Consider the following 25,993-nt stretch of genomic DNA (forward strand, 5'->3'; position numbering starts at 1 on the left):
TCGCGACGGCGCGTCCGATCCCCTTGATTGTCCCCCGTCTTGGCACGCGGCCCCCGGATTATTCAGTTCAGAAGTAGGAAAATACCTGGAGCTGGACCAGATCGTTCCAGGTTACGAAAAGCATCAGCGTCAATACCAAAGCCAAACCGATGCGGAAACCGTATTCTTGCGCCCGCTCCCCCAGCGGGCGTCCACGAATCCCTTCGATGGCATAGAATAGCAGGTGGCCACCATCGAGCATGGGCACCGGGAACAAGTTGATCAGCCCAAGGTTGATCGACAGCACGGCCATAAACCAGACGACATTTGTAACCCCGGTGTCCGCGACCTGCCCCGAGAGCTGCGCGATCCGGATCGGCCCGCCGAGCTCGTCGGTGCTGCGGCTGCCGGCGATGATCTGGCCAACCGCCTGCAGCGTCCCGGTGGTCAGCGAGTAGGTCTCCTCACCGGCCCGAACGACCGATTCCAGGGGACCGAAGCGCTTGTATTCCATGCCAGTGCTGGTCACGCCGAGCAACCCGATGGTGTGCTCGTTCCCCACCGAGTCGCTCACGGTACTGCGCTCGGGCGTTGCCGTTAGGGAGACGCGTTCACCGTCGCGCTGGACCACCAGGGTCATCGTCTCGCCCGGACTTAGGCGCACGATCCGCTGTAGCTCCTCGAACCGTTCGATCTTCTGGCCATCCAGCTGGACGATCCGGTCGCCCGGCTGCAAACCGGCTTCCGCCGCGGCCGACGGCTCGCGTACCTGATCCACCACCGGTGCCGTGTAGGGCTGGCCGCTGATCATGAATAGCCCGGCCAGAACGACGATCGCGAACAGGAAGTTCGCGACCGGACCCGCGGCCACGATCGCCGCGCGCTGCCCAAGACGCTTGTGCGGGAAGGCCACCGCGCGTTCTTCCGCGCTCATCTGCTGGGCGCTCTCGGCATCCGGCTGACTGGCCGCGTTGGCGTCGCCGAACATCTTCACGTACCCGCCGAGCGGCACGGCGCTGAACTTCCAGCGGGTACCCGCCTTGTCGTTCCAGCCGAAGATCTCCGGGCCGAAGCCGATCGAGAAGACCTCGACTCGCACGCCGTTCCAGCGGGCGATGATGTAGTGGCCAAACTCGTGGACGAACACGAGCACCGTGAGCACCACGAGGAAGGGAATCAGGTATTCGGAGAGGATTTCCATGGATCAGCGACCTGACGTCTTGCGGGTGGCGGCCCGGAGTCGTGCGAGTCCCAGCGATTGCCTATCGTGGGATCAACCGGCCCGTCGCGCGGTGATGCGGGAGGCCGCCGCGCGCGCGTCGCGATCGACCTCGAGGACGTCCGCGATCGTGGTCACCTGGCTGGCCGGCATCTCGGCGAGTACGCTTTCCACCGTGCCGGGGATGTCCAGGAAACCGATCCGCCCGCCCAGGAAGGCGTCGACGGCGACCTCGTTTGCAGCATTCAGAATAGTTGGGGCACAGCCCCCGGTTTGCAAGGCTTTCCGAGCCAGCGTCAAGGCGGGAAAACGGCGGGAATCCGGGGTCTCGAAGGTCAGCTGGCCGATCTCCGCGAGGTTCAAGCGGGCCACGGGCGTGCGCATGCGCATCGGCCACGCCAAGGTATGCGCGATCGGTGTACGCATGTCGGGCACCCCCATCTGCGCCAGCACCGAGCCGTCGCGGTAGGCCACCATCGAATGCACGATCGACTGCGGATGGATCAGCACGTCGAGGCGATCCTCGGGCACCTGGAACAGATGGTAGGCTTCGATGAGTTCCAGGCCCTTGTTCATCATGGTGGCCGAGTCGACCGATACCTTCGCCCCCATCGCCCAGTTGGGGTGCGCCACCGCCTGTTCGGGCCGGATCGCGGATAGGGCCTCGGGATCCGTGGTCCGGAACGGTCCGCCGGAGGCGGTCAGGATCAGCTTGTCGACCGTCTCCGGCCGCGCCCCATCGAGCACCTGGAAGATCGCGTTGTGCTCGCTGTCGACCGGCAGCACGGTCGCACCGTGGCGGGCGACCTCCGCAGTGATCAGCGGGCCAGCGCAGACCAGCGTCTCCTTGTTCGCCAGCGCCAGCGTGCCGCCACGCGCGATCACCGCCAACGCCGGCGCCAGACCGGCGGCGCCGACCATCGCCGCCATCGTCCAGTCAACCGGCCGCGCCGCAGCCTCGACGATGGCCTGGTGGCCCGCGGCCACCTCGATCCCCGTGCCAGCGAGCGCGTCCTGCAGGTCGCCGTACACGCGCTCGTCACCAACCACGGCCAAGCGCGCGTTGGTCGCGCGCGCCGCTTCGGCCAGCGCGGCAACATTGGTGTTGGCGGTCAAGGCTTCGACGTCGAACGCCTGCGGGTTGCGGCGGATCAGATCGAGCGTGTTGCCGCCGATTGACCCCGTCGCCCCCAGGACCGTGACGCTGCGCGGCGCCGCGTCGTCGAACAGTTCGCCCGCCATGTGGCCGGCATCATCCGCGACGCGCTCGCTTCGCCCTACGCGCTCGTCCACCGCCATACCCGTTTCCTTCAGACCGTTGCGTCCAGAGCGGTGATTGAGAGTGCCAGCACAAGGCTGGCTGCGACCAGCCCGTCAGCCCGGTCGAGCAAGCCCCCATGGCCCGGGATCAGACCGCTGGCGTCCTTTGCCCCGACCCGACGCTTGAGCGCGGACTCCAGCAGATCGCCCGCCTGCGCGACGAGTGCGAGCAGCGCGCCGGCAACCGCGACGCCCGCGACGCCGGGCAAACGGGTCGCGTGCGCCAATTCAGGCTGCCAGGCCGCCACCAGCACGCTGACGAGCACCGCACTGGCGAGCCCGCCAACGAGTCCGGCCCAGGTCTTGTTCGGGCTGACCCGGACCAGCAGCTTGGGCCCGCCCAAGCTCTTGCCCGCCGCATAGGCGCCGATATCGGTCGCCCAAACCACCGCGATCAACCAGCCGATCAACAGCAGGCCAACCTCCGGCCGCGCGCGCAGGAATAGGAACCCTAGGCAGGCCGCCCCAAGATAGACCACGCCGGCCGCCAGCCACAGACGTCCGCGCAGCCCTGCCCCGCGCCCGATCAGCGCAGGCGCCACGAGCGCAGTCAGAAGGAGCAACAGCGCTGCCATCTCCGGCCGGTCGAGGGCATAGAGCAGGATGCCGACACCGACCCCCAGCGCCGCCACCCCGACAGCCGAACCCGCGCCTTGCGTGGTCAGCCGGGCCCATTCGAATGCCATACCGGCACCGACGGCGATCATCAGAAGGTCCGTAAAGACCCCACCCAGATACAGCGCACCCAACACCAGCGGCGCCATCACGAGCGCGGAAATGACACGCGTACGCAGCGGACTCACGTCAGCGCGAACCGACCGCCGCGCCGTAGCGCCGCTCACGGCGTTGATACTCCTGAACCGCGCGGCTGACATCATCCTTGGCCATGTCGGGCCAGAGCTTGTCGAGGAAGAACAGCTCGGCATAGGCGCATTGCCAAAGCAGGAAGTTGCTGATGCGCTGCTCGCCGCTGGTGCGAATCAGCATGTCCGGGTCCGGCATGCCAGCGGTCGAAAGCGCGCCGGCGAACCGCTCGGGATCGATCGCCTCCGGGTCTAGCGCCCCGGTCGCCGCCTGCTGCGCCAGCTTGCGGGAGGCATCAACGATATCCTGCCGGCCGCCGTAATTCAGCGCCAGGGTCAGGGTCAGGCGGCCGTTGTCGGCGGTCGAGGCCTCGGCGTCCGCGAGCATCTGCCGCAGGTCGGGACCAAAGCGCGTGCGATCGCCGATCACCTGGAAGCGCACATCGTTCTTGTGCAGCTCCGCCACCTCGCTCTTCAGGTAGCGGCGCAGCAGCCACATCAGGTCTTCGATCTCGCTGGCCGGGCGCTTCCAGTTTTCCGCAGAAAAGCCAAAGACCGTCAGATAGGGGACACCCAGCTCACCGACCCGCTCGACCACCCGGCGGACGGCCTCCGCCCCCTGGCGGTGGCCGGCGGTGCGGGGAAGTCCGCGCGCGTGCGCCCAGCGGCCATTACCATCCATGATGACGGCGATGTGCTGAGGCAGCGACTTGTCGGAGAGCGACGACGTCCCATCCATCGGGCGCTAGACCTGCATCAACTCTTGTTCTTTATGCTCCAGCAGCTCGTCGATCTGCTTGATGTGGTCGTCGGTCATCTTCTGGAGCTTCTCGGTATAGCGCTTGTAATCGTCTTCCGAGATTTCGCCCTCTTTCTGCTGCTTCTTGAGGGCGTCCATGCCGTCGCGGCGCACGTTGCGCACGGCCACGCGCCCCTGCTCGGCGTACTTGCTGGCGACCTTGGAAATCTCCTGCCGGCGTTCCTCCGACAGCGTCGGAATCGGCACCCGGATGGTCTGCCCCTCGGCCTGCGGGTTCAAGCCCAGGCCAAAGTCGCGGATCGCCTTCTCGACCGCCGTGGTCAGGGAGCGGTCCCAGACCTGCACGGTCAGCATGCGCGGCTCCGGCGCGTTGACGTGCGCGACCTGGCTCAGCGGCATCTCGCCGCCGTAGGCCTTCACCTTCACCGGATCGAGCAGGCTGGTGTGCGCCCGACCGGTGCGCAGCCCCTTGAAGTCATCTTTCAAAGAGGTCAGCGCGCCGTCCATGCGCCGCTGAATATCGTCGAAATTCGCGTCGTCCGACAAAGTTCTAGCCCCCGTCTTTCAAGAGCTGTCTTTCACGATGGTGTATTGGCCGTCCCCGCCCACGACCTGTGCAAAGCCGCCCGGTTTTACAATGGAGAAAACGAGGATCGGAATGCGATTTTCACGGGCAAGCGAGATCGCCGAGTGGTCCATCACGCCCAGATCGTGGCTGAGGACCTGCAGGTAGGACAGCTCGTCGTACTTGGTCGCGCCTTGCGCCTTGTAGGGATCGTCGGAATAGACCCCGTCCACCTTGGTGCCCTTGAGCAGCGCGTCGCAACCCATCTCGGACGCGCGCAACGCCGCGGCCGTGTCGGTGGTGAAGAAGGGGTTGCCGGTGCCGGCGGCAAAGATCACCACCCGGCCCTTCTCCATGTGCCGGAGCGCCCGGCGGCGGATATAGGGCTCGGACACCGCTTCCATCGGGATCGCCGATTGAACGCGGGTGGGCACGCCCTGCTGCTCGATCGCGTTCTGCATGGCCAGCGAATTGATCACGGTCGCCAGCATACCCATGTAATCGCCGGTCGCGCGGTCCATGCCCGCGGCCGCGCCGGCCACGCCGCGATAGATGTTGCCGCCGCCGACGACGACGCAGACCTCCACGCCCATGTCGCGCACCGCCGTGATGTCGCGGGCGATCCGGGTGACCGTTTCACCGCACAAGCCATACTCCTGCTGGCCCATCAGGGCCTCGCCGGAGATCTTGAGCAGGACCCGTTTGTAGCGCGGTTCAGCCGCCATCGTCGTCGTCGTTCCCACCATTGTCAGGCCCGCTCGACTCCAACCGGCTGACGGGGCCAGAGCATTGCAGGCGGCATCTTAGCCTTACGCCGGTCTCCGGAGCGAACCGAAATCCGGCCCGGATTAATCCAACGCGCGTGTCACGCCGTCTTAGATCAGACTTGCGTCTCGTCGATGTGCCACCGCCCCGCGCCCCCGGCCGTCCGCCCAAGCACGGGCGACGGCGGAGGACGCAGGGCGGAAGCTGCCGCTGTTCGCGGGCCCGGCGCTTACGCGGCCGACTGCTGGTCGTCTTCGGCCTGCGTCTCGCCCAGCTGATAGCGGGCCATGCCGGTCACCTTGATCTCGGTGCCGAGGTCCTTGCCCAGCTTGTCCAGCACGTCGCCGACCCGGCTTTCGCCGTCGACCACGAAGGTCTGGTCCAGCAGCGCGTTCTCCTCGTAGAACTTGCGCATCCGGCCCTGCACCATCTTCTCGATGATGTTCTCGGGCTTGCCACTCTCGCGCGCCTGCTCCTCCAGGACCTTCTTCTCGCGCTCGACCAGGGCGGGGTCGACGTCGTCCTGGGTGATCGCGTTCGGGTTCACGGCCGCGACGTGCATGGCGATCTGCTTGGCGGTCGCTTCCAGCTTGTCCGGACCGGCACCGGCCTCCAGCGCGATCAGCACGCCGATCTTGCCCTGGTTGGGCGCCAGCTGGTTGTGGACGTAGCCGGCGACCGCGCCCTGACTGACCGTCATCACCTTGGCGCGCGAGATCTTCATGTTCTCGCCGATCGACGCGATCTGCTGGGTCAGCTCGTCCTCGACCTTGCGACCGGTCGAGGGGAAGGTCGCCTGCATCAGCGCGTCGGTCTCGGCTTCCTCGTCGAACGCCAGCTTGCTGAGCTCAGCGACGAACTTCTGGAAGTTCTCGTTGCGGGCGACGAAGTCGGTCTCGCAGTTGACCTCGACGACCGCGCCCTTGGTGCCCTCGGCGTGCACGCCGACCAGGCCCTCGGCGGCGGTACGGCCGGCCTTCTTGGCGGCCTGCGACAGGCCCTTCTTGCGCAGCCAGTCGACCGCGGCGTCGATGTCGCCGTCGGTGTCATTCAGCGCCTTCTTGCAGTCCATCATGCCCGCGCCGGTGCGCTCGCGCAGCTGGCGGACCAGGTCGGCCGTGATCTGGGCCATGGTGCGTCTCCGTCTCTTACAATCGCGTCTGTCGCGTGGTCGTCTTGAAAGCCCGGCGCGACACGCGCGTCGGCCGGGACGCCGTAGCTGCAGGTCAGCACGGCGCCCCGGCGACTGTCGCGCACGGGCGTGTTACAGGGCGAACCGCCCGAATTCGGCGCCTCAACGGCGCCGGTGGGCTTACGCGGACTTCGCCCGGCCTTCCTCGGCGGTCTTGTCCACGTCGCTTTCGCTCTCGCTCGCCGTGCCGCCGGTGCTCGCGCTGTCTTCGCTCACGCCGGTCGGGCTCTCGGGTGCCGTGCCCGCGGGCGCGGTTTCCGGCGCCCCCTCAGCCACGTCGGCGGCGTCCGGCAGCTTCTCGCTGACGGTCTCCGAAGCGCCCGCATCGCCGCCGGAGGCCTGCACCTCCGCGGAGATGCCGTCGAGCACCGCATCGCCGAGCAGTTCGCAGTACAGCGAGATCGCGCGCAGCGCGTCGTCATTGCCCGGGATCGGATAGGTGATGCCGTAGGGATCGGAGTTGGAATCCAGCACCGCGGCGACCGGGATGCCGAGCTTGTTCGCCTCGCTGATCGCCAGATGCTCTTTATTGGTATCGATGATGAAGATCAGGTCCGGCAGACCGCCCATGTCCTTGATGCCGCCCAGCGCGCGCTCCAGCTTGTCGCGCTCGCGGGTCAGGTTGAGGGTCTCTTTCTTGGTCAGGCCGGCGCCGCCCTCGTCCAGGATTTCCTGGACCTGGCGCAGCCGCTTGATCGAGTGGCTGATCGTCTTCCAGTTGGTGAGCATGCCGCCCAGCCAACGGTGGTTGACGTAATACTGCCCGCAGCGCTGCGCGGCCTCGGCGACGTACTCGCTGGCCTGGCGCTTGGTGCCGACCATCAGCACGCGGCCGCCGTTGGCGACGACGTTGCGCACGGCTTCCAGCGTGCGCGAGAGCAGCGGCACGGTCTGCTGTAGGTCGAGGATGTGGATGTCGTTGCGCTCCCCATAGATGAACGGCTCCATCTTGGGGTTCCAGCGCCGGGTGGTGTGACCGAAGTGCACGCCAGCTTCCAGCAGCTGGCGCATGGTGAAGGTCGGCAGCGCCATGATGTCTCTCGTCCTTTTTCCGGTTCGTTCCTCCGCGGGCGCTGGCTGTGGCCGACGGGACGATGGCCCGATCGGCACCGGAAGCGACGGACGGCCGTTGCTGACGGGAACGCGTCTGGCAGCTTGCCAGTCACGCCCCGCACGGCCCCGCGCGAAAGGCCCGCGTGTGGGATGTGCGCGGGTGTAACGCCGCGCGCGGGGGAATGCAAGGGCGTGGGCACGCGGGCATCCGGCAGGCCGCAGACGCGGGCGCCCCGGGAGTCGGCAGACGGAGGTGCGCAGGCGTGAGGCTCCGGACCGCCGACGGCGGCTCGGGTTGCAATCGCTGCCCAGATTTCGTGCAAGGTTACTTGAGCAGACGCGTACACGACCAAACGTCACGCCACTCGATCACGCGCCTGCGGGTTCCGCCGGGCGATTCGACTTGAGTCTATTACTTCGTATAGCGCGCGATACCTTTCAGGATAGGTCGCATTTAACGCGCGCTTTACGGATCCCCTGGATAGTCGGGCGTTCAAGGGCGCGCGGATAGAAGACAAACGATGCGCCCGCCTGCACAGGGGACGCACGACCATGCACGCGATGGATCACGACATTACAGAGGCCGACGCCTATGCCGAGGCCACGCTCACGCGCATGCGTACGCTCAAAGTCCCCACGACCCCGAGCAACTTCGAGATCTTCTACGCCTACGTCTGCCAGGCCGACCCCGAGCTGGTGCGCGCGCTCGACGTGCTGATCTCCAACCACCAGCCGTTCACCCGCGACCGGCTGGCGGAAATCCACCAGTTCTACTTCACCGGCCCGGTGGCCACCTCCGGCAGCAGCAGCCCGCACTGGGCGCAGTTGTCGGACCAGATCGAGGAAACGCTGCGCGAGGCGGCGGACGAGCTGGGCGACGCCGCCGACAGCACGCAGAGCTTCCGCAACTGCCTGGAAGGGCTGGAGATCGAGGCCGAGAGCGCGGACGCCGACACGGCCGCCGCCGCCCGCAGCGCCCGGCAGCGCGCGGCCGCCCTGCCCCGGCTGATCGACCGGCTGATCGCGGAGACCCGTGCGATGGCCGGCCGGGCGCGCAGCATCGGCGAGAACCTGACGCAGCAGCGCGCGGAGATCGAGAGCCTGCAATCCTCCCTGGAGGAGATGCGCACCGCCGCCGAGACCGACCAGTTGACCGTAAGCGCCCCGTACGCCCCATTGGCATAGGGCGTTGACGCGCGGACCCAGAGCTCGGGAGCGCGCGACGCGCCGCCGAGGGCTCTGGCCAACAAACATTGCAAATTTTGTTGGTTTTGCTGGGCCGAGCTCAGCCCGACTGGCCGGCGTCCTGGCGGAAGTTCCAGGGCAGTAGCTCGTCGAGCCGGGACTGCGGATGGCCGGCAGCGACCGCTTCGAGCGTCGCCTTCAGATAGGCGTATGGGTCCACGCCGTTGAGCTTGCAGGTGCCGACCAGCGAGGCCCAGAGACCCCATCGCGCCCCGCCTTCATCATGGCCGGCGAACAACGCATTCTTCCTGTTTAATGGCGCCGGCCGGATCGCGTTCTCGATCGGGTTGGAATCCATCTCCACGCGGCCGTCGTCCAGGAACACGCACAGTCCGTTCCAGTGTCGCAGGATGTAGGCGAGCGCCTTGGCCATGTTGCTCTTGGGCGACAGCCGACGATGCTGCGCGTCGACCCAGCGACCGAGCTCCTCGACCAAGGGCTTGGACCGCTCTTGCCGGACGGCACGGCGGTCCTCGGGATCGCAGCCGCGGATCTCCGCCTCGATCTCGTACAGCGCGGCGACGCGCTTGAGCAGTCCGTCGGCGATCGGCGAGCCGCTCTTGGGCGTCGCCTTGATCACCTCGCGCCGGGCATGGCTCCAGCACTGCGCGAGGGTGACCGGCGCGCCGCCCGTGCGGGACTCCTCAGCCAGACGGCAGTACCCCTGGTACCCGTCCACCTGCAGGATGCCATCGAAGTTTTCGAGGATCTCCTCGGCGTGACAGCCACCCCGGCCCGGCCGGTAGTGGAACACCACCCCGGGCGGGTCCGGCCCATTCCAGGGTCGATCGTCGCGCGCCAACGCCCAGAAGTATCCCGTCTTGGTCCGCCCGCGCCCCGGATCGAGCACCGGGGCGACCGTTTCGTCCATGAACAGCTTCGGCGACTGCTTGAGCAGCTCGCTCATCCGCTCGACCACCGGGGCAAGGTGGTAGGAGGCGTGGCCCAGCCAGTCCGCCATCATCGAGCGGGTGACCGGGATGTCCTGGCGCTCGAACACCTGCGCCTGGCGATACAAGGGCAGATGCTCGCTGTACTTCGCGACGATGATGCTGGCGATCAGCGCCTCGGTCGGCAGCCCGCCCTCGATCAGGTGCGCGGGCGCCTTCGCCTGGGTCACGCCCGCATTGCCGTGCGGACAGGCGTAGCGCGGCTGCACCGTCTCCTTGATCCGGTACTGCGTCGGCGTGATGTCCAGGCGACGGCTGCGCGTCTCGCCGATCTTTTTCATCTGCCCGCAGCCGCAGGGACACGCCGTGTCCTGGGGCTCGACGTATGCCTCGTCCTTGGGCAGATGCTTGGGCATCGGGCGCGCCTTGCCGGATTTCGCCCGACCCGACTGCTTGCCACCGCCGGCGCTCTGGCCCTGTTTGTCGTCGTGCTCGGCCTGGGCCGCGCTGATCGCGGTCTCGACGTCCTCGAACACGAGCTCCTTCTGCTCGGGATCCAGCTTCTCCGAGCTGCGGCCGAACTTCGCGCGCTCGAATTCCTTGACCAGGTGTTCGAGCTTCTCGTTGTAGGCTTTGAGCTCCGCCGCCTCCGCCTCGGCGGCCTGACGCGCGGTGCGCTCGGCCTCCGTCGCCGCCCGCTCGGCCTGCACGGCCTGCTCGACCAGCTGCGCCACCTCGGGCGACAGCTTGCTCGGGTCGGGCGGGGTCGGCGGTCCCTGCGACATACTGTCAGGCTACGGATCACCTCCCCGCCACGACAGAGGTTCTGGGGCCGGTGAATCAATTCGCCGCAGCCGGTTTCGGCACGCGCTTGGGCTGCACACGCTGCCATTCCAGACCCTCGAACAGCGCCTCGAACTGGGCCCGCGACAGCCGCATCACGCCGTCGCGCACGGGCGGCCAGCTAAATCGGCCCTGGTCGAGACGCTTGTAGGTCAGCACGAGACCGGTCCCGTCCCACACCAGGATTTTGACCCTGTCGCCGCGCTTGGAGCGAAAGACCACGGTCAGCCCCGAGTGCGGGTCCAGGCCGAGCTCGTTCTGCACTGTCGCCGCCAGCCCATCGTGCCCGCGCCGGAAATCGACCGGCCGCGTGGCGATCACGATCGGCATGCGTTGACCGGGGACGATCATCGCCGAACGGCCAGCTCCGCCGCCACCGTGGCGATGCGCGTGGCGTCCGTATCCCCGGGCAGCCGCACCGTCACGCTGCCGGCGACAATCTCTACCACCTGCTCGGCCGCGCCGGGTTCATTCTCCCGGGCCGCCGGCTCCGCGACCTGCAGCGGCACGAACGCCGGCGTGACGTTTGTCGTGTCCGCCTGATCGCCATCGAGCGGCAGAACGCCGTCACGCGCCGCCCGCCGCCACCCCGTCAGCTGCTGTGGCGAGATGCCGTGGCGACGCGCGACCGCGCTCACACTGGCACCCGGCGCGAAGCTCTCCTGGACGACGCGCGCTTTGACCGCGTCCGGCCAGCGCCGACGGCCTGTCGAGCCGCCCACCACCTCAAGCCGGCCGCTGTAGGTGCCGTCCGGGGCGGATCCTGTGCTCTGCGACATGACTGCCTCCTGAACCTGGAGCAGCCAGCCATGCCGTGCTCAGGGGGCTGGAGAAAACCGACGATCAAATGGTCCGTAGGAGGCGCTTACAGTTGACCGGCCTCGCCAACCGCCGGGTGTTCGAGTACGAGCTGCGGGACGCTTGCGCGCAGGCGATGGAGGTCGGCGCGCCGGTGTGCGTGGCGGTCGCCGACATCGACCACTTCAAGCGGGTCAACGACACCCACGGCCACCTGCTGGGCGACCAGGTGCTCAAGCTGGTGGCGAAGGTGATGCGCACCGAGCTGCGCGACAGCGACATGGTGGCCCGCTGGGGCGGCGAGGAGTTCGCCCTGCTGTTCCCCGCGACCGAGCTGGACACGGCCCGGGAGGTCTGCGACCGGCTGCGCGCCGCGATCGCCCGCCGCCGCCTGACCGACCGCGCCACCGGCGCCCGCGTCGGCCCGATCACCCTCTCCCTCGGCCTCGCCACCTACCGCTACGGCGAACCGCTCGACACCCTCCTCAAACGCGCCGACACCAGCCTCTACGCCGCCAAGGGCGCGGGGCGGAACCGGGTGATGACGGAGGAAGAGGAACGCGCGGGGTTGGTGGGGGTTTGAGGCAGGCAATAATAATATAGCAACATCAAGAGAACTCAACGTTAACAAGCAAACCAATACAATATAAATATGTACTTGTTTAAGTTTTCACTAAATTAATATTAACGTTTTAATGAAAAATATAATTTCTGCTAGGCTACACTTTCGGCTGCTCTGTTATTGGATGGACATAAATATGTCCTTTAATTTGTGCGCTTGCAATCTTCTTTTCAAGAACCTTAGATAAAGTAATTTGGTCCTCTAGTATCAACTGGATATCCTCACCGTCCATCAGAATTGTCTTCATGGCTTTTCCTGAGATTAGCATCTTAACAGGTTCAGGAGAAAATCCAGCTACAGAAACAAACAACCCTCTTCCATACATTTTCCCTTCAACTTTACTAGCGAACGCATAAAGAGGTTCTGTACTTGCTCTTTTTTCTTGCCACTTCGCCTCAATAATATAATTTTCGCCATCATATTTTAACGCTCCATCTATTTGTTCTCCCTTATTCCTAAAAGATCCGGTGACCTGGAGATTCTCCAGTTCTGCTAGTCTTTTAAGAAATTTCTCAAACTCATAACCTCTCTGTTGGGCTTTAATTTTACCCTCGTGAAGTTCTATAAAAATCGAACGTAGTTCCTCAAGTGAGTTATATCGACTTAATTTGTCTGATGGCCCTGATGTACGACGCTTTACATTATCTCTATGCTTCTGATCACGGATTTCTACAAGTTGCCGAAGATGCTCAAGGTTCCTATTTGCAACATTACGATCTAATTTATTGATCTTATCAAAATAATATTCATCAAAATGAGACCAATCCAGCAAAGACTTTAACATCGCACGATATTGGCCTAACCCACTATCCTGACGTTTCAAAAGCTGATCAAAAATTAAATCAACCATTTTCCCCCGAGCCATCTCGGGTTTTTTGAATTCCTCAATTACACTCAGTTCATCATTAGAGCAACCTGCATCATAGAAAAATTGGTATATGTCTTTCTTAGCCCACAAAACTGAAAGAATACAGTCCTTCATACAAGATCTGATATCTGATGGAAATGTAGAGTTTGGCATTATACAATCTCCGTTATTTTGAAACAATTCAATTCACAGCAACAAGACCCAAATCGAAATGACGCACCGTAATTTTATTTGGTCGAAGCATTCCTATTGTACCAAGCAGATTGTTGGCGCCGAAGTAACCAACACTCAAACATCCTGCACCACAACCCCCGGAATGCTCTTCAACGCCTGACGCGCGTTCGGCGATAGTTTATAGCTGTCCGGGAGTTCCATCTCAACCTCTTCGCCGTGGTCGAGGTCGAGGACGACGGAGACCTTGCCGCGGCCCCGGCCCTCGCGGGCCAGGATCGACTTCAGGTGCGGCAGCGGGTCGGGGGTGTGGAGGTAGACGCGCAGGCCGGCGGCGGCGTTGGCGGCGGCCTGGTCGAGGTCCTCGATCTCCTGGGCGGTGAAGCGGACGTCGTCGCCGTTCACTTGCACTTCCAGGGTCAGCAGGACCGGCTGGCCGGCGACCAGCAGGTCGCGGGTCTTGTTCAGCACCTCCGAGAAGACCCAGACCTCGTAGACGCCGGACTGGTCGGAGACGGTCAGGATGGCGAACTTGTTGCCGGTCTTGGTCCGGCGCTCCTGCCGGCCGGCGACGATCCCGGCGGCCTTCTTGCGGCCCGGCTCGACCTTCATCAGCTTGGGAATGTCGCCGAACTTCGTCACCCGCATGCGTTCCAGCGTCTGGCCGTAGGAGTCCAGCGGGTGGGCGGAGAGGTAGAAGCCGATGGCGTCGAACTCGTAGCGCAGGCGCTCCATGTCCGGCCAGTCGTCGACGCGCGGCAGGGACAGGCGCGGCGCTTCCTGCACGCCGGCGCCGCCACCGAACAGGGAAACCTGGTTGGAGTTGCGCTCGCTGGCCGCGACGGCGGCGTGGCGGACGACCGTATCGGCGGCCTTGTAGACCTGCTGGCGGTTCGGGTTGATCTGGTCGAACGCGCCGGCGCAGGCGAGCTGTTCGATCTGGCGCTTGTTGATCTGCTTGCTGTCCAGGCGCTGGGCGAGATCGGCCAGGTCGCGGAACTCGCCGCTGGCGTCGCGCTCGGCGACCAGCCCTTGCATCGCCGCGTGGCCGACGTTGCGCAGCGCGGCCAGCGCGTAGCGGATGCCGGTGCGCTGGGCGCCGTCCTCGTCCCGGTAGAACTCGGTATCGAAGTTGGGGCGGGAGCGGTTGATGTCCGGGGCGAACAGCTGAATCCCCATCCGGTTCAATTCCTGGCGGAACAGGTTCAGCTTGTCGGTGTTCGCCATTTCGTAGGTCATGGTCGCGGCCATGAACTCGTGCGGGTAGTTCGCCTTCAGGTAGGCGGTCTGGTAGGCGACCATGGCGTAGGCGGCGGCGTGCGACTTGTTGAAGCCGTAGCCGGCGAACTTGGCGATCTGGTCGAAGATCGCGCTGGCGTTCTTGGCGGTGACGCCGCGCGCCTTCGCGCCCTCGGTGAACTTCTCGCGCTGGGCGTCCATCTCCGCCTGGATCTTCTTGCCCATGGCGCGGCGCAGCAGGTCGGCTTCGCCCAGGCTGTAGCCCGCCAGCTCCTGGGCGGCCTGCATGACCTGCTCCTGGTAGATCATGATGCCGAAGGTCTCCTCCAGCACGCCCTGCAGGTCGGGGTGCAGGTAGTCGACGGTCTCGTCGCCGTGCTTGCGCGCGATGTAGGAGGGGATGTTGTCCATCGGCCCCGGACGGTAGAGCGCGACGACGGCGATCACATCCTCGAAGCGGTCGGGCTTCAGGCGCTTGAGCACGTCGCGCATGCCCTGGGATTCCAGCTGGAACACGCCGACCGTGGCGCCGGAGGCCAACAGGTTGAAGGTCGGCTCATCCTGCAAGGGCAGGTTGGAGAGGTCTGGCGGCTCCACCCCGCGCTTGCGGATCAGCTCGCAGGCGGTCTGCAGGACGGTCAGGGTCTTCAGGCCGAGGAAGTCGAACTTGACCAGGCCGGCCTTCTCGACGTCCTTCATGTTGAACTGCGTCACCGGCATGTCCGCGCGCGGGTCGCGGTAGAGCGGGATCAGCTCGTCCAGCCGGCGGTCGCCGATCACCACGCCGGCGGCGTGGGTGGAGGCGTGGCGGTACAGCCCCTCCAGCTTGAGCGCGATGTCGAGCAGGCGGGCGACCGTCTCGTCGCTGTCGCGCTGCTCCTGCAGCATCGGCTCGCCATCGATCGCCTCCTGCAGGGTGGTCGGCTGGGCCGGGTTGTTCGGGATCAGCTTGGAGATCTTGTCGACCTGGCCGTAGGGCATCTGCAGCACACGGCCGACGTCGCGCACCACCGCGCGGGCCTGCAGCTTCCCGAAGGTGATGATCTGCGCGACCTTGTCGTGGCCGTACTTCTGCTGGACGTAGGTGATCACCTCGTCGCGCCGGTCCTGGCAGAAGTCGACGTCGAAGTCCGGCATCGACACGCGTTCGGGGTTCAGGAACCGCTCGAACAGCAGGTTCCAGCGCAAGGGGTCCAGATCGGTGATGGTGAGCGCCCAGGCGACCACCGAGCCCGCGCCCGAACCGCGCCCGGGGCCGACCGGGATGTCGTGCGTCTTCGCCCACTGGATGAAGTCGGCGACGATCAGGAAATAACCCGGAAAGCCCATCCGCTCGATCACGGCGAGCTCGTGTTCCAGGCGCTGCCAGTAGGGGTGCGCGACCTTCTCGCGCGCGGCGTCGTCCGCCTCTTCTCCCGTAAAAACAGCGGTTTGCAGGCGTCCTTTCAGACCTTCGTGCGCCTGCGCGCGCAACTCCTCCGCCTCGGAGCGGCCGCCCTCGGTCTCGTAGGGCGGCAGCATCGGCTCGACCGGCTCGGGGAAGTAGGCGCAGCGCCGGGCGATCACCAGCGTGTTGTCGAGCGCCTCCGGCAGGTCCGCGAACAGCTCGCGCATCTCCGCCGCCGACTTGAAGTAGTGCTCCGGCGTGAGCTGGCGGCGGTTCTCCTGGCTGACGTAGGTGCCCTCGGCGATGCACAGCAGCGCGTCGTGCGCGGCGTGCATCTCGCGGGTCGGGAAGAACGGCTCGTTGGTCGCGACCAGCGGGATCTCGCGGTCGTAGGCGAGCTGGAGTGCAGCCTCCTCGCACGCCTCCTCCTCCGGCAGGTCGTGGCGTTGCAGCTCCAGGTAGAGCCGCTCGGGGAAGGCCGTAGCCAGGCAGTCAAGCACCGCGCCCGCCTGCTCTTGCTTGCCCTCGCGCAGCAGCCGGCCGACCGGCCCGTCCGGCCCGCCGCTCAAACAGATCAGGTCGTCCGCGTGCGCCTCCAGCAGCGCCCACTCGACGTGCGGCAGCTCGCCCGCTTCCGTCTGCAGGTGCGCGGCGGAGGCCAGCTTCATCAGATTCTTGTAGCCGGTCTCGCTCTGCGCCAGCAGCACGATCGGCTCGGGCGCGGGCTTGTGGCCGGTCTGCGCCGCCGGATCGGCATCGGCGCGCGCCAGGTTCAGCTGGCAGCCCGCGATCGGCTGCACGCCCTTCTTGATCGCCGCCTGCGCGAACTGCAGGCCGCCGAACAGGTTGTTGGTGTCGGTCATCGCGACCGCCGGCATCTGCTGCTCGGCGGCCAGCGCGACCAGCTTGTCCAGCTTGATCGCCCCTTCCGACAGGGAATAGGCGGAGTGAACGCGCAGGTGTACGAAATCGGCGTGGGTCATGGCCGGCAGTGTGCCACGAGGGGAACGAGTCGGTCGCGCAGAAGAAGCCGTGCGGGCGGAATCTCCCTCAGACCGCCACCAACGCCCCATCCTGCAGGCGCACGGTGCGGTCCATCTGACCCGCCAGATCCAGGTTGTGGGTGGCGACCAGCGCGGCGACGCCGGACTCGCGCACGATCTGGGTCAAGGCGGCGAACACGCGGTCGCTGGTCGTGGGATCGAGGTTGCCGGTCGGCTCGTCGGCCAGCAGCACCGACGGTTCGTTGGCAAGCGCCCGGGCGATCGCCACGCGCTGCTGCTCGCCGCCCGACAGCTCCGCCGGGCGGTGGTCCAGGCGCTCGGCGAGCCCAACCAGTTCCAGAAGCTCGCCCGCGCGGGTGCGGGCCTTCGACCGGGCGGTGCCGGCGATCATCTGCGGCAGCACCACGTTCTCGCGGGCGGAGAACTCCGGCAGCAGGTGGTGATGCTGATAGACGAAGCCGATCGACGCGCGGCGCACCCGCGTGCGCTCGCCGTCCCCAGCCTTGGAAGCGTCGCGCCCCTGGATCACCACGCTGCCGGCATCCGGGCGTTCCAGCAGGCCGGCGATGTGCATCAGGGTCGACTTGCCGGAGCCGCTGGGGCCGACCAGCGCCACCATCTCCCCGCCCGCGACCTCCAGCGCCGCGCCGTTCAGGACATGCAGGTCGCTGCGGCCCTGGTGGAAGGTCTTGCGCAGCTCCTTGAGCGCCAGGGCCGCCTCACTCATAGCGCAGCGCCTCCACCGGATCGAGCCGCGCCGCCCGCCAGGAGGGGTACAGCGTCGCCAGCAGCGACAGCCCCAGCGACATCCCGACGACGGTCGCCACCTCGCCCGGGTCGACCTTCGCTGGCAGGTTGGACAGGAAATAAATCTCGGCGGCGAACAGGTTGGTGCCGGTCAGCGCCTCCAGCCATTCGCGGATCGTCTCGATGTTGGTCGCGAACGCCAGCCCCAGCGCAAAGCCGGCGGCGGTGCCGATCACCCCGATCGCCGCGCCCGAGATCAGGAAGATCCGCATGATCATGCCGCGCGTCGCGCCCATCGTGCGCAGGATCGCGATGTCCGGCCCCTTGTCCTTCACCAGCATGATCTGCCCGGAGATGATGTTGAAGGCCGCAACCACGATGATCAGGGTCAGGATCAGGAACATCACGTTCCGCTCGACCTGGATGGCATTGAAGAAGCTGGAATTGGCCCGCTGCCAGTCGACCGTGCGGTAGCCGGGCCCAAGCATCCGGGCGATCTCGTCGCGCACGGCGTCGACGTCGTCCGGGTTCTGGACGAACAGCTCGATCGCGTTGACGCCCTCGCCGGTGCGGAAGAACTGCCGCGCCTGATCGAGCGGCAGATACACGAACGAGCTGTCGTACTCGTACATACCGACCTCGAACAGGCCGGCGATCGGGAAGCTCTTCATCCTGGGCACGGTGCCCATCACGGTCGTGTTGCCGCGCGGGGTCACCAGCGTGATCTGATCGCCGACCGTGAGGCCCAGCTTCATCGCCAGCCGACGACCAACCAGGGCGCCCTGCCCACCGAAGTCCTGCGCGCGACCGGACTTGACGTTGTCCGCCAGCAGGTCGCGCTCCAGCAGGTCCTCGGGCGCGATCCCGCGCACCACGGCGCCGGAGGCCTGGCCCGCGTGGGTCACCATCACCTGCCCCTGCACCTGCGGGTGGGCGCGGGTGACGCGGTCGATCGACGCCAGCCGCGTGGCCAGATCGTCGTATCCGGTGATCGGGCCGCTGTTGGAATAGACGGTGATGTGGCCGTTAACGCCCAGGATGCGGTCAAGCAGCTCGGCGCGAAAGCCGTTCATCACCGACATGACGATGATCAGCGTCGCCACGCCCAACGCGATGCCGAGCAGCGAAAAGCCGGCGATCACCGAGATGAAGCCTTCCTTCCGCCGCGCACGCAGATAGCGGAAGGCGACCGTGCGTTCGAATGCCCCGAAAATCATGAAGCGGCTTGGGCCCTACCCTGCCAGCTTCTGCAGCGCGGCATCGGGCGACAGCTCGTGACGCTCGCCGCTGGCACGGTGCTTCAGCTCGACGGTCCCGGCCTTCAAGCCCTTCGGCCCGACAATCAGCTGCCAGGGCAGTCCGATCAGGTCCATCTGCGCGAACTTGGCACCTGGGCTTTCGTCGGTGTCGTCGTACAACACGGTGATCCCGGCCTGCTCCAGCTTGGCGTGCAGCTCATCGCAGGCCGTCCGGCAGCTCTCATCGTTCGCGCGCAGATTGATCAGACCGACCTTGAAGGGCGCCACGCTCTCCGGCCAAACGATCCCGGCGTCGTCGTGGAACGCCTCGATCAACCCGCCGACCAAGCGCGACACACCGACGCCGTAGGACCCCATGTGCACCGGCACGCTCTGCCCGTCCTTGGTCGAGACGTTGGCTTCCAGCGGCTCGGAGTACTTGGTGCCGAAATAGAAGATATGCCCGACCTCGATGCCGCGGCGCTGCACGCGCTTGTCCTCGGGGACCTGGCGTTCGAATTCCGCCTGGTCGTGCATGTCGTCGGTCCGGGCGTACTGGGTGGTCCAGTAGTCGACGATCGGCTTGATCTGATCGTCGTCGTCGAGGTCGATGTTCTGGCCCAGGACGTCGTAGTCCAGCAGATCCTTGTGCGTGAAGATCTCGGTTTCCCCGGTATCGGCCAGGATCACGAACTCGTGGGACAGGTTGCCGCCGATCGGGCCGGTCTCGGCCTCCATCGGCACGGCCTTCAGGCCCATCCGCGCAAAGGTGCGCAGGTAGGTGACGAACTGCTTGCGGTAGGCGCGGTGAGCGCTTTCCTGATCCAGGTCGAAGGAATAGGCGTCCTTCATCAAGAATTCCCGCCCACGCATCACGCCGAAGCGGGGCCGCACCTCGTCCCGGAACTTCCACTGGATGTGGTAGAGCATCGACGGCACGTCGCGGTAGCTCTTGGCGCCGGCGCGGAAGATCTCGGTGATCAGTTCCTCGTTCGTGGGGCCGTACAGCATCTCGCGGCCGTGCCGGTCCTTAATCCGCAGCATTTCCTTGCCGTAGTCCTCGTAACGCCCGGACTGGCGCCACAGCTCTGAGGACTGGATGGTCGGCATCAGCAGTTCGTTCGCCCCGGCGCGATCCTGCTCCTCGCGGACGATCTGCTCGATGTTCTGCAGCACCGCGTAGCCCAGCGGCAGCCAGGAATAGATGCCGGCCGCGCCCTGGCGGATCATGCCAGCGCGCAGCATCAGGCGGTGCGAGACGATCTCGGCTTCCGCGGGGGTCTCTTTCAGTGTGGGCAGAAAGTAGCGCGACAGACGCATGACAGGCCTTTGTCCGGGAACTGCGAGGAATGATCGTATGTGACTCTCAAGCGCAGGGCCCCTACCGGCCCCACGCGAGCGCGCGGCGGACTTTAGGCGACGGTCCTGGCGGTGTCCATGCTTGGCGCCTTACCGTGTCTGTCCGGAACGAAACGGCCCCGGTCAGCAGCGCGCCGACCGGGGCCGTTTGCAACCTAGCGCTCCGTCACAAGACGGCGGCCTAGATGACCTTCGCCTCGTTGTGCAGCTTGTCGACCAGCTCGCCGACACTGTCGACCTTGATGCCGGCCTTGCGCGCCGGCGGTTCCTCGACCTTCTGCAGGCTCAGGCGATGGCCAACGTCAACGCCCAGGTCCTCGGCCGTATAGTTGTCGATCGGCTTCTTCTTCGCCTTCATGATGTTCGGCAGCGAAGCATAGCGCGGCTCGCACAGGCGCAGGTCCGCGGTCAGAACCGCCGGGCGGCCGACCTTGAGCCGTTCCAGGCCGCCGTCGATCTCCCGGGAAATCAGGAAGTGATCGTCGTGCACCTCGACCTTGGAAACGAAGGTCCCCTGCGCCCAACCAAGCAGTGCGGAGAGCATCTGGCCGGTCTGGTTGTTGTCGCCATCGACCGCCTGCTTACCGGCGAACACCAGGTCCGGGCTCTCCTTGTCGCAGATCGCCTTCAGGATCTTGGCAACCCCAAGGGGCTCGGGCGCCGGCTCGGCCTTCACCAGGATGCCCCGGTCGGCGCCCATCGCCAGGCCGGTGCGTAGCGTTTCCTGCGCCTGCTGCGGGCCGACGGCGACCAGCACCACCTCGCTGGCGTGCCCCTGCTCCTTGAGCCGGATCGCCTGCTCGACGGCGATCTCGCAAAAGGGGTTCATCGCCATCTTGGCGTTGGCCAGATCGACGTCCGAATTGTCCTGCTTGACGCGGACCTTCACGTAGGGGTCGAGCACACGCTTGACCGGGCAGAGGATCTTCATGGAAGGCACCTAGCGCTGTCGTCGTCGGGTTATTTAATCGGGCTGGTTTGGCGGATAGCACCCGCCCCACCCCCTGTCAACGTGGGCCGGTGGGCGTAGCGGTGTGCCGGGGATAAAGGCCGGCGGTCGATGCCAAGGCTACCCGATCGCCCCCTCCTCCCCATTGGAGGAGGGGGCTAGCTGGCTGCTGCCTTACGAACGCGCGCGCTCGTTGGTGGGATCGTAAAGCGGCTTGTTGCCGACCGCCTCGACCGTCAGCGGGAAGTGCTCGCCGAAGTACTCCATCACGAGCCCCTGACCTTCCTTGCAGTAGCTGTATGGCAGGTAGCCCATGGCGATCGTCTTGCCGACCGAGGGCCCGAAGGCGATCGAGGTGGTGTAGGACCGCCGGCCCAGCTCGTCCTTCAGAACGTCGCCGTTCTCCGGGTTCAGGATCGGCCAGTTGCCGACCGGGAAGCGGTCCACGCCCTTGGCGTCGGTCTGCTGCTGCAGGGTCAGCGTGCAGAGGTAGGCCGGCTGCCGGTTGCGCTCGCGCTGAGCGACGTACGCCTCGCGGCCGAGGAAATCCATCGGCTTGACCTTCGGCCGGGCCAGCCCCGCCTCGACCAGGTTGTACTCGGTCAAGAGGTCGGCGTTCTGCAGACGCAGGCTCTTTTCCAGCCGGCGGCTGTTGGCGTAGGTCTCGATGCCCACCGGGGTGACACCAGCCTCGTACAGCATGTCCCATAGGGTGAGACCGTAGCTGAACGGGAAGTGCAACTCCCAGCCTTGCTCGCCGACGTAGGAGATCCGGAAACCGGTGACCGGGATGCCCTTCAACGTAAAGGTGCGCGAGGCGGCGAAGGGGAAACGATCCGGCTCCAGCTCCTCCGGCCGATCGGCCAGCTGCTGCAGGGTCTTGCGGGCGTTCGGCCCCCACACGCCCAGGCAGCCGAAGTGGTCCGAGCGGTCCTCGATATAGGCGCGGAAGCCCTGATCCTCGGCGATCCGCTTCATCCACAGGACGTCGCGGTTGCCGGCATCGCCGCCGTCGATCACCCGGTAGCGGTCGACGCCCATGCGCACCACCGTGAGATCCGCGCGGATGCCGCCGGTCAGATCGATGAAGTTGGTGTAAACACCCTTCCCCACCGGCGTGTTGCCACCGACCTTGGCAACCGACAGGTACTCCATCAGCGCCTCGGCATCCGGGCCCGAGACGTCGTAGATCGCGAAGTGGGACAGGTTGATCATGCCGACGTTCTCGGACAGTTCGAGATGCTCGGCGTTGGAGACGCGCCAGAAATGGCGATTGTCCCACTCGTTCTGGCGTTCCGGTATCCGGTCGCCCCACTTCTCCAGCAGCCGTTCCTCGTGGGCGGCGTAGCCGTGGGCCCGCTCCCAGCCGCCGACTTCCATGAAGTAGCCGCCGAGCTCCTGCTCGCGGGCGTGGAACGGACTGCGCCGGATGTTGCGGCCCATGGTATAGGGCTCGCGCGGATGGACCGCCGGGTTGTAGATCTTGAACGCGGTCTCGTAGCAGCGGTCGGCGATATAGGTCTCGGTCTTCTGGATCGGGTAGTAGCGACCGACATCGATGGCGTGGTGATCCACCTCGGTCCGTCCGTCGGTCATCCAGTCGGCGACCACCTTGCCGGTGCCCGGTCCGTCCTTGATCCAGACGCTCTCGGCGTACCACAGGCCGCGCACGTTCGGGCTTTCGCCGATCGACGGGCCGCCGTCGGCGGTGACCTGCAAGAGCCCGTTGAACGACCACTTCTCGTTCCAGCCGAGCTCGGCCAGGATCGGAGTCAGTTCCATCGCCTTCTCGAGCGGCTCCATCACCTGCTCGATCTCCAGATCGTGCTGCGAGGGCGACAGGCGGGCCTGCTCCTTCTCCAGAATGTCGCGCGGATGCACCAGCCGCGGGGCCTTCTCCTCGTAATAGCCCCACTCGATCTGGCCACCCTCGGTCGTGCTCGGATCGCCGGTGTCGCGCAGGTAGGCGGAGTTGCCCTGGTCGCGCAGCAGCGGGTAGCCGATGTCCTTACCGGTGCCCTCGAATTCGTTGTACGGGCCGAAGAACAGCAGCGGGTGCTCGACCGGCATGATCGGCAGATCCTCGCCCGCCATGTCGGTGGCGAGCAGCCGACCCCACAGGCCGCAGCAGACCACGACGTAGGGCGCCTCGATGTAGCCGCGCGGAGTGTGCACGCCCTTGATCCGGCCGTCCTCGATCTCAAGTCCGGTCGCCGGGCAGTTGGCGAAGGCCTGCAGCTTGCCGCTTTCCTCGCAGGCCTGGACCATCTCGCCCGCAACCGTCTGCGACCGCGGCACCACGAGACCGGCATCCGGGTCCCACAAGGCGCCCTGGATCATCTCCTCCTCCAGGAGCGGCATCTTCTCCTTGGCTTCCTTGGGCGAAACCAAATAGGTGTTGTTGCCGAATGCCTTGCCGGAGCCGACCTTGCGCTTGAGCTCTTCCATGCGCTCATCGTCGTCCCAGCGCGCGACCTCCAGACCGCCGACCCGCTCGTAGCGACCGAGCTTGTCAAAGAACTCGATCGAGTAGTTGGTCGTGTACATCGTCATCTGGTCGTGCGCGGTCGTGAAGCAGAAGTCCGACGCATGCCCGGTCGACCCGATGTCGGTGGGGATCGCCGACTTGTCGATGCCGACGATGTTGTCCCATCCGCGCTCGATCAGGTGATGCGCGACCGAGGCGCCGACGATGCCGCCCTGACCGATAATCACGACGTTTGCGCTGTCGGGGAATTTCGCCATCTCGTTTAGCTCTCCGGCTGGAAGGAGGTCTTGCCGCGTGCCCGGCCCGTCCCGCGTGACTGGGCCGTGTGGGAGCTCACGTCGAACAGCCGCAGCAGGGTATCCGCCTGCCCGGTCGCGAAGGCGTTGTGCCCGCTGTCAATGTCCGGAATATGCGCGCTGTCCGTCATCCCGCGAGCTCCCGCGTGATCGCCGGCCGATCCCGGCCAGTGTCCCGTGTCCTCTCACGTTCAATGAGGGATCACGCACGCACGAGCGGCTTGCGAACCTGCGACCAGGCATCGCGGGTTTGCGTCACGGAGGTTACGGGGATGGCAAAACGTGGGGCTGACGGGGCGTTGACCTGCGCCCGCCAGCGGCGCCCTAAGGCTCGGATGCGACGCCCTTGAAACCGGTCGCCAGCACGTAGGTCTCGGCACTTTCAGCGCGCGAGGACGGCGGCTTGATGTGGCGGACCTTCTCGAACTCGCGCTTCAGCCGGGCGACCAGGTCCTGCGCACTGCCGGACTGCAGGGTCTTGGCGAGAAAACTGCCGCCCGGGCTCAAAACAGCTTCCGCGAAGTCGAGCGCGGCCTCGACGGTGGCGATCACCCGCAGTTGGTCGATCCGCTTCTGCCCGGTCATGTTGGGGGCCATGTCGGACAGGACGACGTCGGCTGGCCCGTCAAGGGCGGCCTGCACCCGTTCGGGCGTGCCGGGATCGGTCATGTCGCCCTGCAGCAGCGTCACGCCCACCAGCGGCGTGACCTCCAAAAGGTCGATGCCGACCACCCGGCCATCGTCGCCGATCCGCTCGAGCGCGACCTGACACCAACTGCCCGGCGCCGCGCCGAGGTCGACCACCCGGGCACCAGGGGTCAGGATGCGATGCTTGTCGTCGATCTCGCGCAGCTTGTAGGCGGCGCGCGCCCGATAGCCCTCGCGCTGGGCAGCGGCGACGTAGGGGTCGGAAAGCTGACGTTCCAGCCACCGCTTGGAGGATTCCGTGCGCCCCTTGGCGCGCTTCAGGCGCGTACCCTCGCCTCCACCCCGGCCGCTGGACGCACGCTCGCGCCGGCGCTGGCGGCGCATCCGCCCGCTGCCCTCGCCGGACCCGCTCTTGTTATCATCGCTCATGACGCCTGTGTCCCGCAGCGGCCCGCGCTGCGTCTTTCATACGAGAGAAGGGGGCGAACGGCAGCTAGAGCGGCGGCGCCGCCACCGGTTCGCCGCGCGCCTGCATCAGATGATACAGGATGCCCTCGCGCAAGCCCCGGTCAGCCACCGTCAGCCGGTCGACCGGCCAGGCCCGGCAGATCGCCTCCAGAATGGCGCAGCCGGCGATCACCAAATCCGCGCGCTGCGGCCCGATACAGGGATGGTCGAGGCGCGCGGCCGGGCTCATCTCGACGATCCGCCGGCTGGTCGCGCGCACCGTCTCGGCCGGTAGCACGCAGCCGTCGACCTGCCGGCGGTCGTAACGCGGTAGCTCTTTCGCGACGCCCGCCAGCGTGGTGACCGTGCCGCTGGCCCCGACCATCTGCACCGGGCGGTCGGCGAAAGCCCGCGCCACCGCGCGGTCGCCCGCGAAGGTTCGCAGCGCCTCGGCCGTCTCGGCGACCATCGCCTCGAAGGTTTCCGGCGTATCGGGTGCGCCGGCAAAGCGCTCGGCCAGATTGGCGACTCCAACGGGCATGGAATGCCAGGCGACCAGATCTGGCCCGCCCGGCCCGTCGCCGTTTCCGGCCGCACGCATGGTCAGCCAGCAGAGTTCCGTACTGCCGCCGCCGATATCGAAGATCAGGCCATTGGGCACCTGGGGATCGAGCAGCGGCGCGCAGCCGCCGAGCGCCAGACGCGCCTCCTCCTGCGGATCGATCACCTCGAGCTGCAGTCCGGTTTCCCGGTGCACGCGCGCCAGAAAGGCGTCGCGGTTGAGCGCCTGCCGGCAGGCTGCCGTGGCGACCGCCCGCAGTTCGCAGCCTGGACGGCGGCGCACCTTCGCCGCGCAGACCCGCAGCGCCTCGATCGCGCGCGCCATCGCCGCCTCGGACAGGCGGCGGCTGCCGGCCACACCTTCGCCCAGCCGCACGATCCGGGAAAAGGCATCGACCACCCGGAAGCCCCCCGCCACGGGACGGGCGATCAGCAGCCGGCAGTTGTTAGTGCCCAAGTCGATCGCCGCGTAAGAGACGGCGGCATGCGGGTCGGCGGGGTCGTCCACACGGCCGTCGCAAGATGCGGGCCCGGCAG

At 66.2% G+C, this 25,993-nt stretch carries 22 protein-coding genes and 1 pseudogene; 2 read left to right on the top strand and 21 right to left on the bottom strand.

Features of this window, described 5'->3' with window-relative positions:
- Positions 1-67: 67 nt before the first annotated feature.
- From rseP to rpsB, 8 genes and pseudogenes are all read right to left on the bottom strand, one after another.
- The gene (gene rseP / locus RHOSA_RS0112815; RefSeq protein WP_027288986.1) at positions 68-1,180 is read right to left on the bottom strand and encodes an RIP metalloprotease RseP; all 1,113 of its coding nucleotides are present in this window, start codon (positions 1,178-1,180) and stop codon (positions 68-70) included.
- Positions 1,181-1,252: 72 nt separating this feature from the next.
- Positions 1,253-2,440, bottom strand: coding sequence for a 1-deoxy-D-xylulose-5-phosphate reductoisomerase (locus RHOSA_RS0112820; protein ID WP_027288987.1), 1,188 nt, complete (start codon positions 2,438-2,440; stop codon positions 1,253-1,255).
- A gap of 68 nt (positions 2,441-2,508) precedes the next feature.
- Positions 2,509-3,360, bottom strand: coding sequence for a phosphatidate cytidylyltransferase (locus tag RHOSA_RS22335; RefSeq protein WP_051432118.1), 852 nt, complete (start codon positions 3,358-3,360; stop codon positions 2,509-2,511).
- Positions 3,323-4,060 carry an undecaprenyl pyrophosphate synthase gene (uppS, locus tag RHOSA_RS0112830; protein ID WP_027288988.1) on the bottom strand — a complete coding sequence of 246 codons (738 nt, stop codon included), beginning with the start codon at positions 4,058-4,060 and terminating at the stop codon, positions 3,323-3,325. The genes RHOSA_RS22335 and uppS overlap by 38 nt, the downstream gene beginning before the upstream one ends.
- A gap of 6 nt (positions 4,061-4,066) precedes the next feature.
- The gene (frr, locus tag RHOSA_RS0112835; RefSeq protein ID WP_211234265.1) at positions 4,067-4,588 is read right to left on the bottom strand and encodes a ribosome recycling factor; all 522 of its coding nucleotides are present in this window, start codon (positions 4,586-4,588) and stop codon (positions 4,067-4,069) included.
- Positions 4,589-4,645: 57 nt separating this feature from the next.
- On the bottom strand, positions 4,646-5,371 hold the full coding sequence (gene pyrH, locus RHOSA_RS0112840; RefSeq protein ID WP_027288990.1) for a UMP kinase: 726 nt from the start codon (positions 5,369-5,371) through the stop codon (positions 4,646-4,648).
- Positions 5,372-5,640: 269 nt separating this feature from the next.
- A complete protein-coding gene (tsf, locus tag RHOSA_RS0112845) occupies positions 5,641-6,543 on the bottom strand; it encodes a translation elongation factor Ts (RefSeq protein WP_027288991.1) in 903 nt (300 codons plus the stop codon).
- Positions 6,544-6,852: 309 nt separating this feature from the next.
- Positions 6,853-7,635 (bottom strand): annotated as a pseudogene (gene rpsB / locus RHOSA_RS0112850) (30S ribosomal protein S2); the annotation flags it as partial.
- Positions 7,636-8,208: 573 nt separating this feature from the next.
- Between rpsB and RHOSA_RS0112855 the strand changes: the two are divergent.
- Positions 8,209-8,841, top strand: coding sequence for a hypothetical protein (locus RHOSA_RS0112855; protein WP_027288993.1), 633 nt, complete (start codon positions 8,209-8,211; stop codon positions 8,839-8,841).
- A 100-nt stretch (positions 8,842-8,941) separates the two neighbouring features.
- Here the strand turns inward: RHOSA_RS0112855 and tnpC are convergent, their stop codons facing one another.
- The 3 genes from tnpC to tnpA are packed head-to-tail and all read right to left on the bottom strand — an operon-like array spanning position 8,942 to position 11,413.
- Complete coding sequence (gene tnpC, locus RHOSA_RS0112860) at positions 8,942-10,576, bottom strand: IS66 family transposase (RefSeq protein WP_027288994.1); 1,635 nt, start codon at positions 10,574-10,576, stop codon at positions 8,942-8,944.
- 55 nt (positions 10,577-10,631) lie between these two features.
- Positions 10,632-10,985, bottom strand: coding sequence for an IS66 family insertion sequence element accessory protein TnpB (gene tnpB / locus RHOSA_RS0112865; protein WP_027288995.1), 354 nt, complete (start codon positions 10,983-10,985; stop codon positions 10,632-10,634).
- Positions 10,982-11,413 carry an IS66-like element accessory protein TnpA gene (gene tnpA, locus RHOSA_RS0112870; protein WP_027288996.1) on the bottom strand — a complete coding sequence of 144 codons (432 nt, stop codon included), beginning with the start codon at positions 11,411-11,413 and terminating at the stop codon, positions 10,982-10,984. The genes tnpB and tnpA overlap by 4 nt, the downstream gene beginning before the upstream one ends.
- 92 nt (positions 11,414-11,505) lie before the next feature.
- Here tnpA and RHOSA_RS22340 point away from each other — a divergent pair, with 92 nt between their 5' ends.
- Positions 11,506-12,015 carry a GGDEF domain-containing protein gene (locus tag RHOSA_RS22340; RefSeq protein WP_051432119.1) on the top strand — a complete coding sequence of 170 codons (510 nt, stop codon included), beginning with the start codon at positions 11,506-11,508 and terminating at the stop codon, positions 12,013-12,015.
- Between the two features lie 136 nt (positions 12,016-12,151).
- Here RHOSA_RS22340 and RHOSA_RS24780 read toward each other — a convergent pair whose 3' ends face one another.
- From RHOSA_RS24780 to RHOSA_RS0112920, 10 genes are all read right to left on the bottom strand, one after another.
- Positions 12,152-13,036, bottom strand: coding sequence for a restriction endonuclease (locus RHOSA_RS24780; RefSeq protein WP_200372023.1), 885 nt, complete (start codon positions 13,034-13,036; stop codon positions 12,152-12,154).
- Between the two features lie 174 nt (positions 13,037-13,210).
- Positions 13,211-16,702: a DNA polymerase III subunit alpha gene (dnaE, locus tag RHOSA_RS0112880; protein ID WP_027288997.1), complete on the bottom strand. Its 3,492-nt coding sequence runs from the start codon at positions 16,700-16,702 to the stop codon at positions 13,211-13,213.
- A 67-nt stretch (positions 16,703-16,769) separates the two neighbouring features.
- Positions 16,770-17,450 (bottom strand): ABC transporter ATP-binding protein, encoded by a 681-nt coding sequence (locus RHOSA_RS0112885; protein ID WP_027288998.1) that lies wholly within the window; start codon positions 17,448-17,450, stop codon positions 16,770-16,772.
- Positions 17,443-18,687 (bottom strand): lipoprotein-releasing ABC transporter permease subunit, encoded by a 1,245-nt coding sequence (locus tag RHOSA_RS0112890; RefSeq protein WP_027288999.1) that lies wholly within the window; start codon positions 18,685-18,687, stop codon positions 17,443-17,445. Before RHOSA_RS0112890 ends, RHOSA_RS0112885 begins: the two co-directional genes overlap by 8 nt.
- Before the next feature lie 15 nt (positions 18,688-18,702).
- Positions 18,703-20,028, bottom strand: a complete 1,326-nt coding sequence (gene proS / locus RHOSA_RS0112895) for a proline--tRNA ligase (RefSeq protein ID WP_027289000.1) — start codon at positions 20,026-20,028, stop codon at positions 18,703-18,705.
- Between the two features lie 220 nt (positions 20,029-20,248).
- Positions 20,249-20,998 carry an electron transfer flavoprotein subunit beta/FixA family protein gene (locus RHOSA_RS0112900; RefSeq protein WP_027289001.1) on the bottom strand — a complete coding sequence of 250 codons (750 nt, stop codon included), beginning with the start codon at positions 20,996-20,998 and terminating at the stop codon, positions 20,249-20,251.
- 192 nt (positions 20,999-21,190) lie between these two features.
- On the bottom strand, positions 21,191-23,761 hold the full coding sequence (locus RHOSA_RS0112905) for a GcvT family protein (protein WP_027289002.1): 2,571 nt from the start codon (positions 23,759-23,761) through the stop codon (positions 21,191-21,193).
- A 5-nt stretch (positions 23,762-23,766) separates the two neighbouring features.
- The gene (locus tag RHOSA_RS25170) at positions 23,767-23,931 is read right to left on the bottom strand and encodes a hypothetical protein (RefSeq protein ID WP_156092724.1); all 165 of its coding nucleotides are present in this window, start codon (positions 23,929-23,931) and stop codon (positions 23,767-23,769) included.
- Positions 23,932-24,124: 193 nt separating this feature from the next.
- Positions 24,125-24,877, bottom strand: a complete 753-nt coding sequence (locus RHOSA_RS22345; protein ID WP_081728711.1) for an RlmE family RNA methyltransferase — start codon at positions 24,875-24,877, stop codon at positions 24,125-24,127.
- Positions 24,878-24,941: 64 nt separating this feature from the next.
- Positions 24,942-25,964: a Ppx/GppA phosphatase family protein gene (locus tag RHOSA_RS0112920; protein ID WP_051432120.1), complete on the bottom strand. Its 1,023-nt coding sequence runs from the start codon at positions 25,962-25,964 to the stop codon at positions 24,942-24,944.
- Positions 25,965-25,993: the final 29 nt, after the last annotated feature.

Origin of the sequence: Rhodovibrio salinarum DSM 9154 (assembly GCF_000515255.1) — a bacterium.
Taxonomy (GTDB): Bacteria; Pseudomonadota; Alphaproteobacteria; order Kiloniellales; family Rhodovibrionaceae; genus Rhodovibrio; species Rhodovibrio salinarum.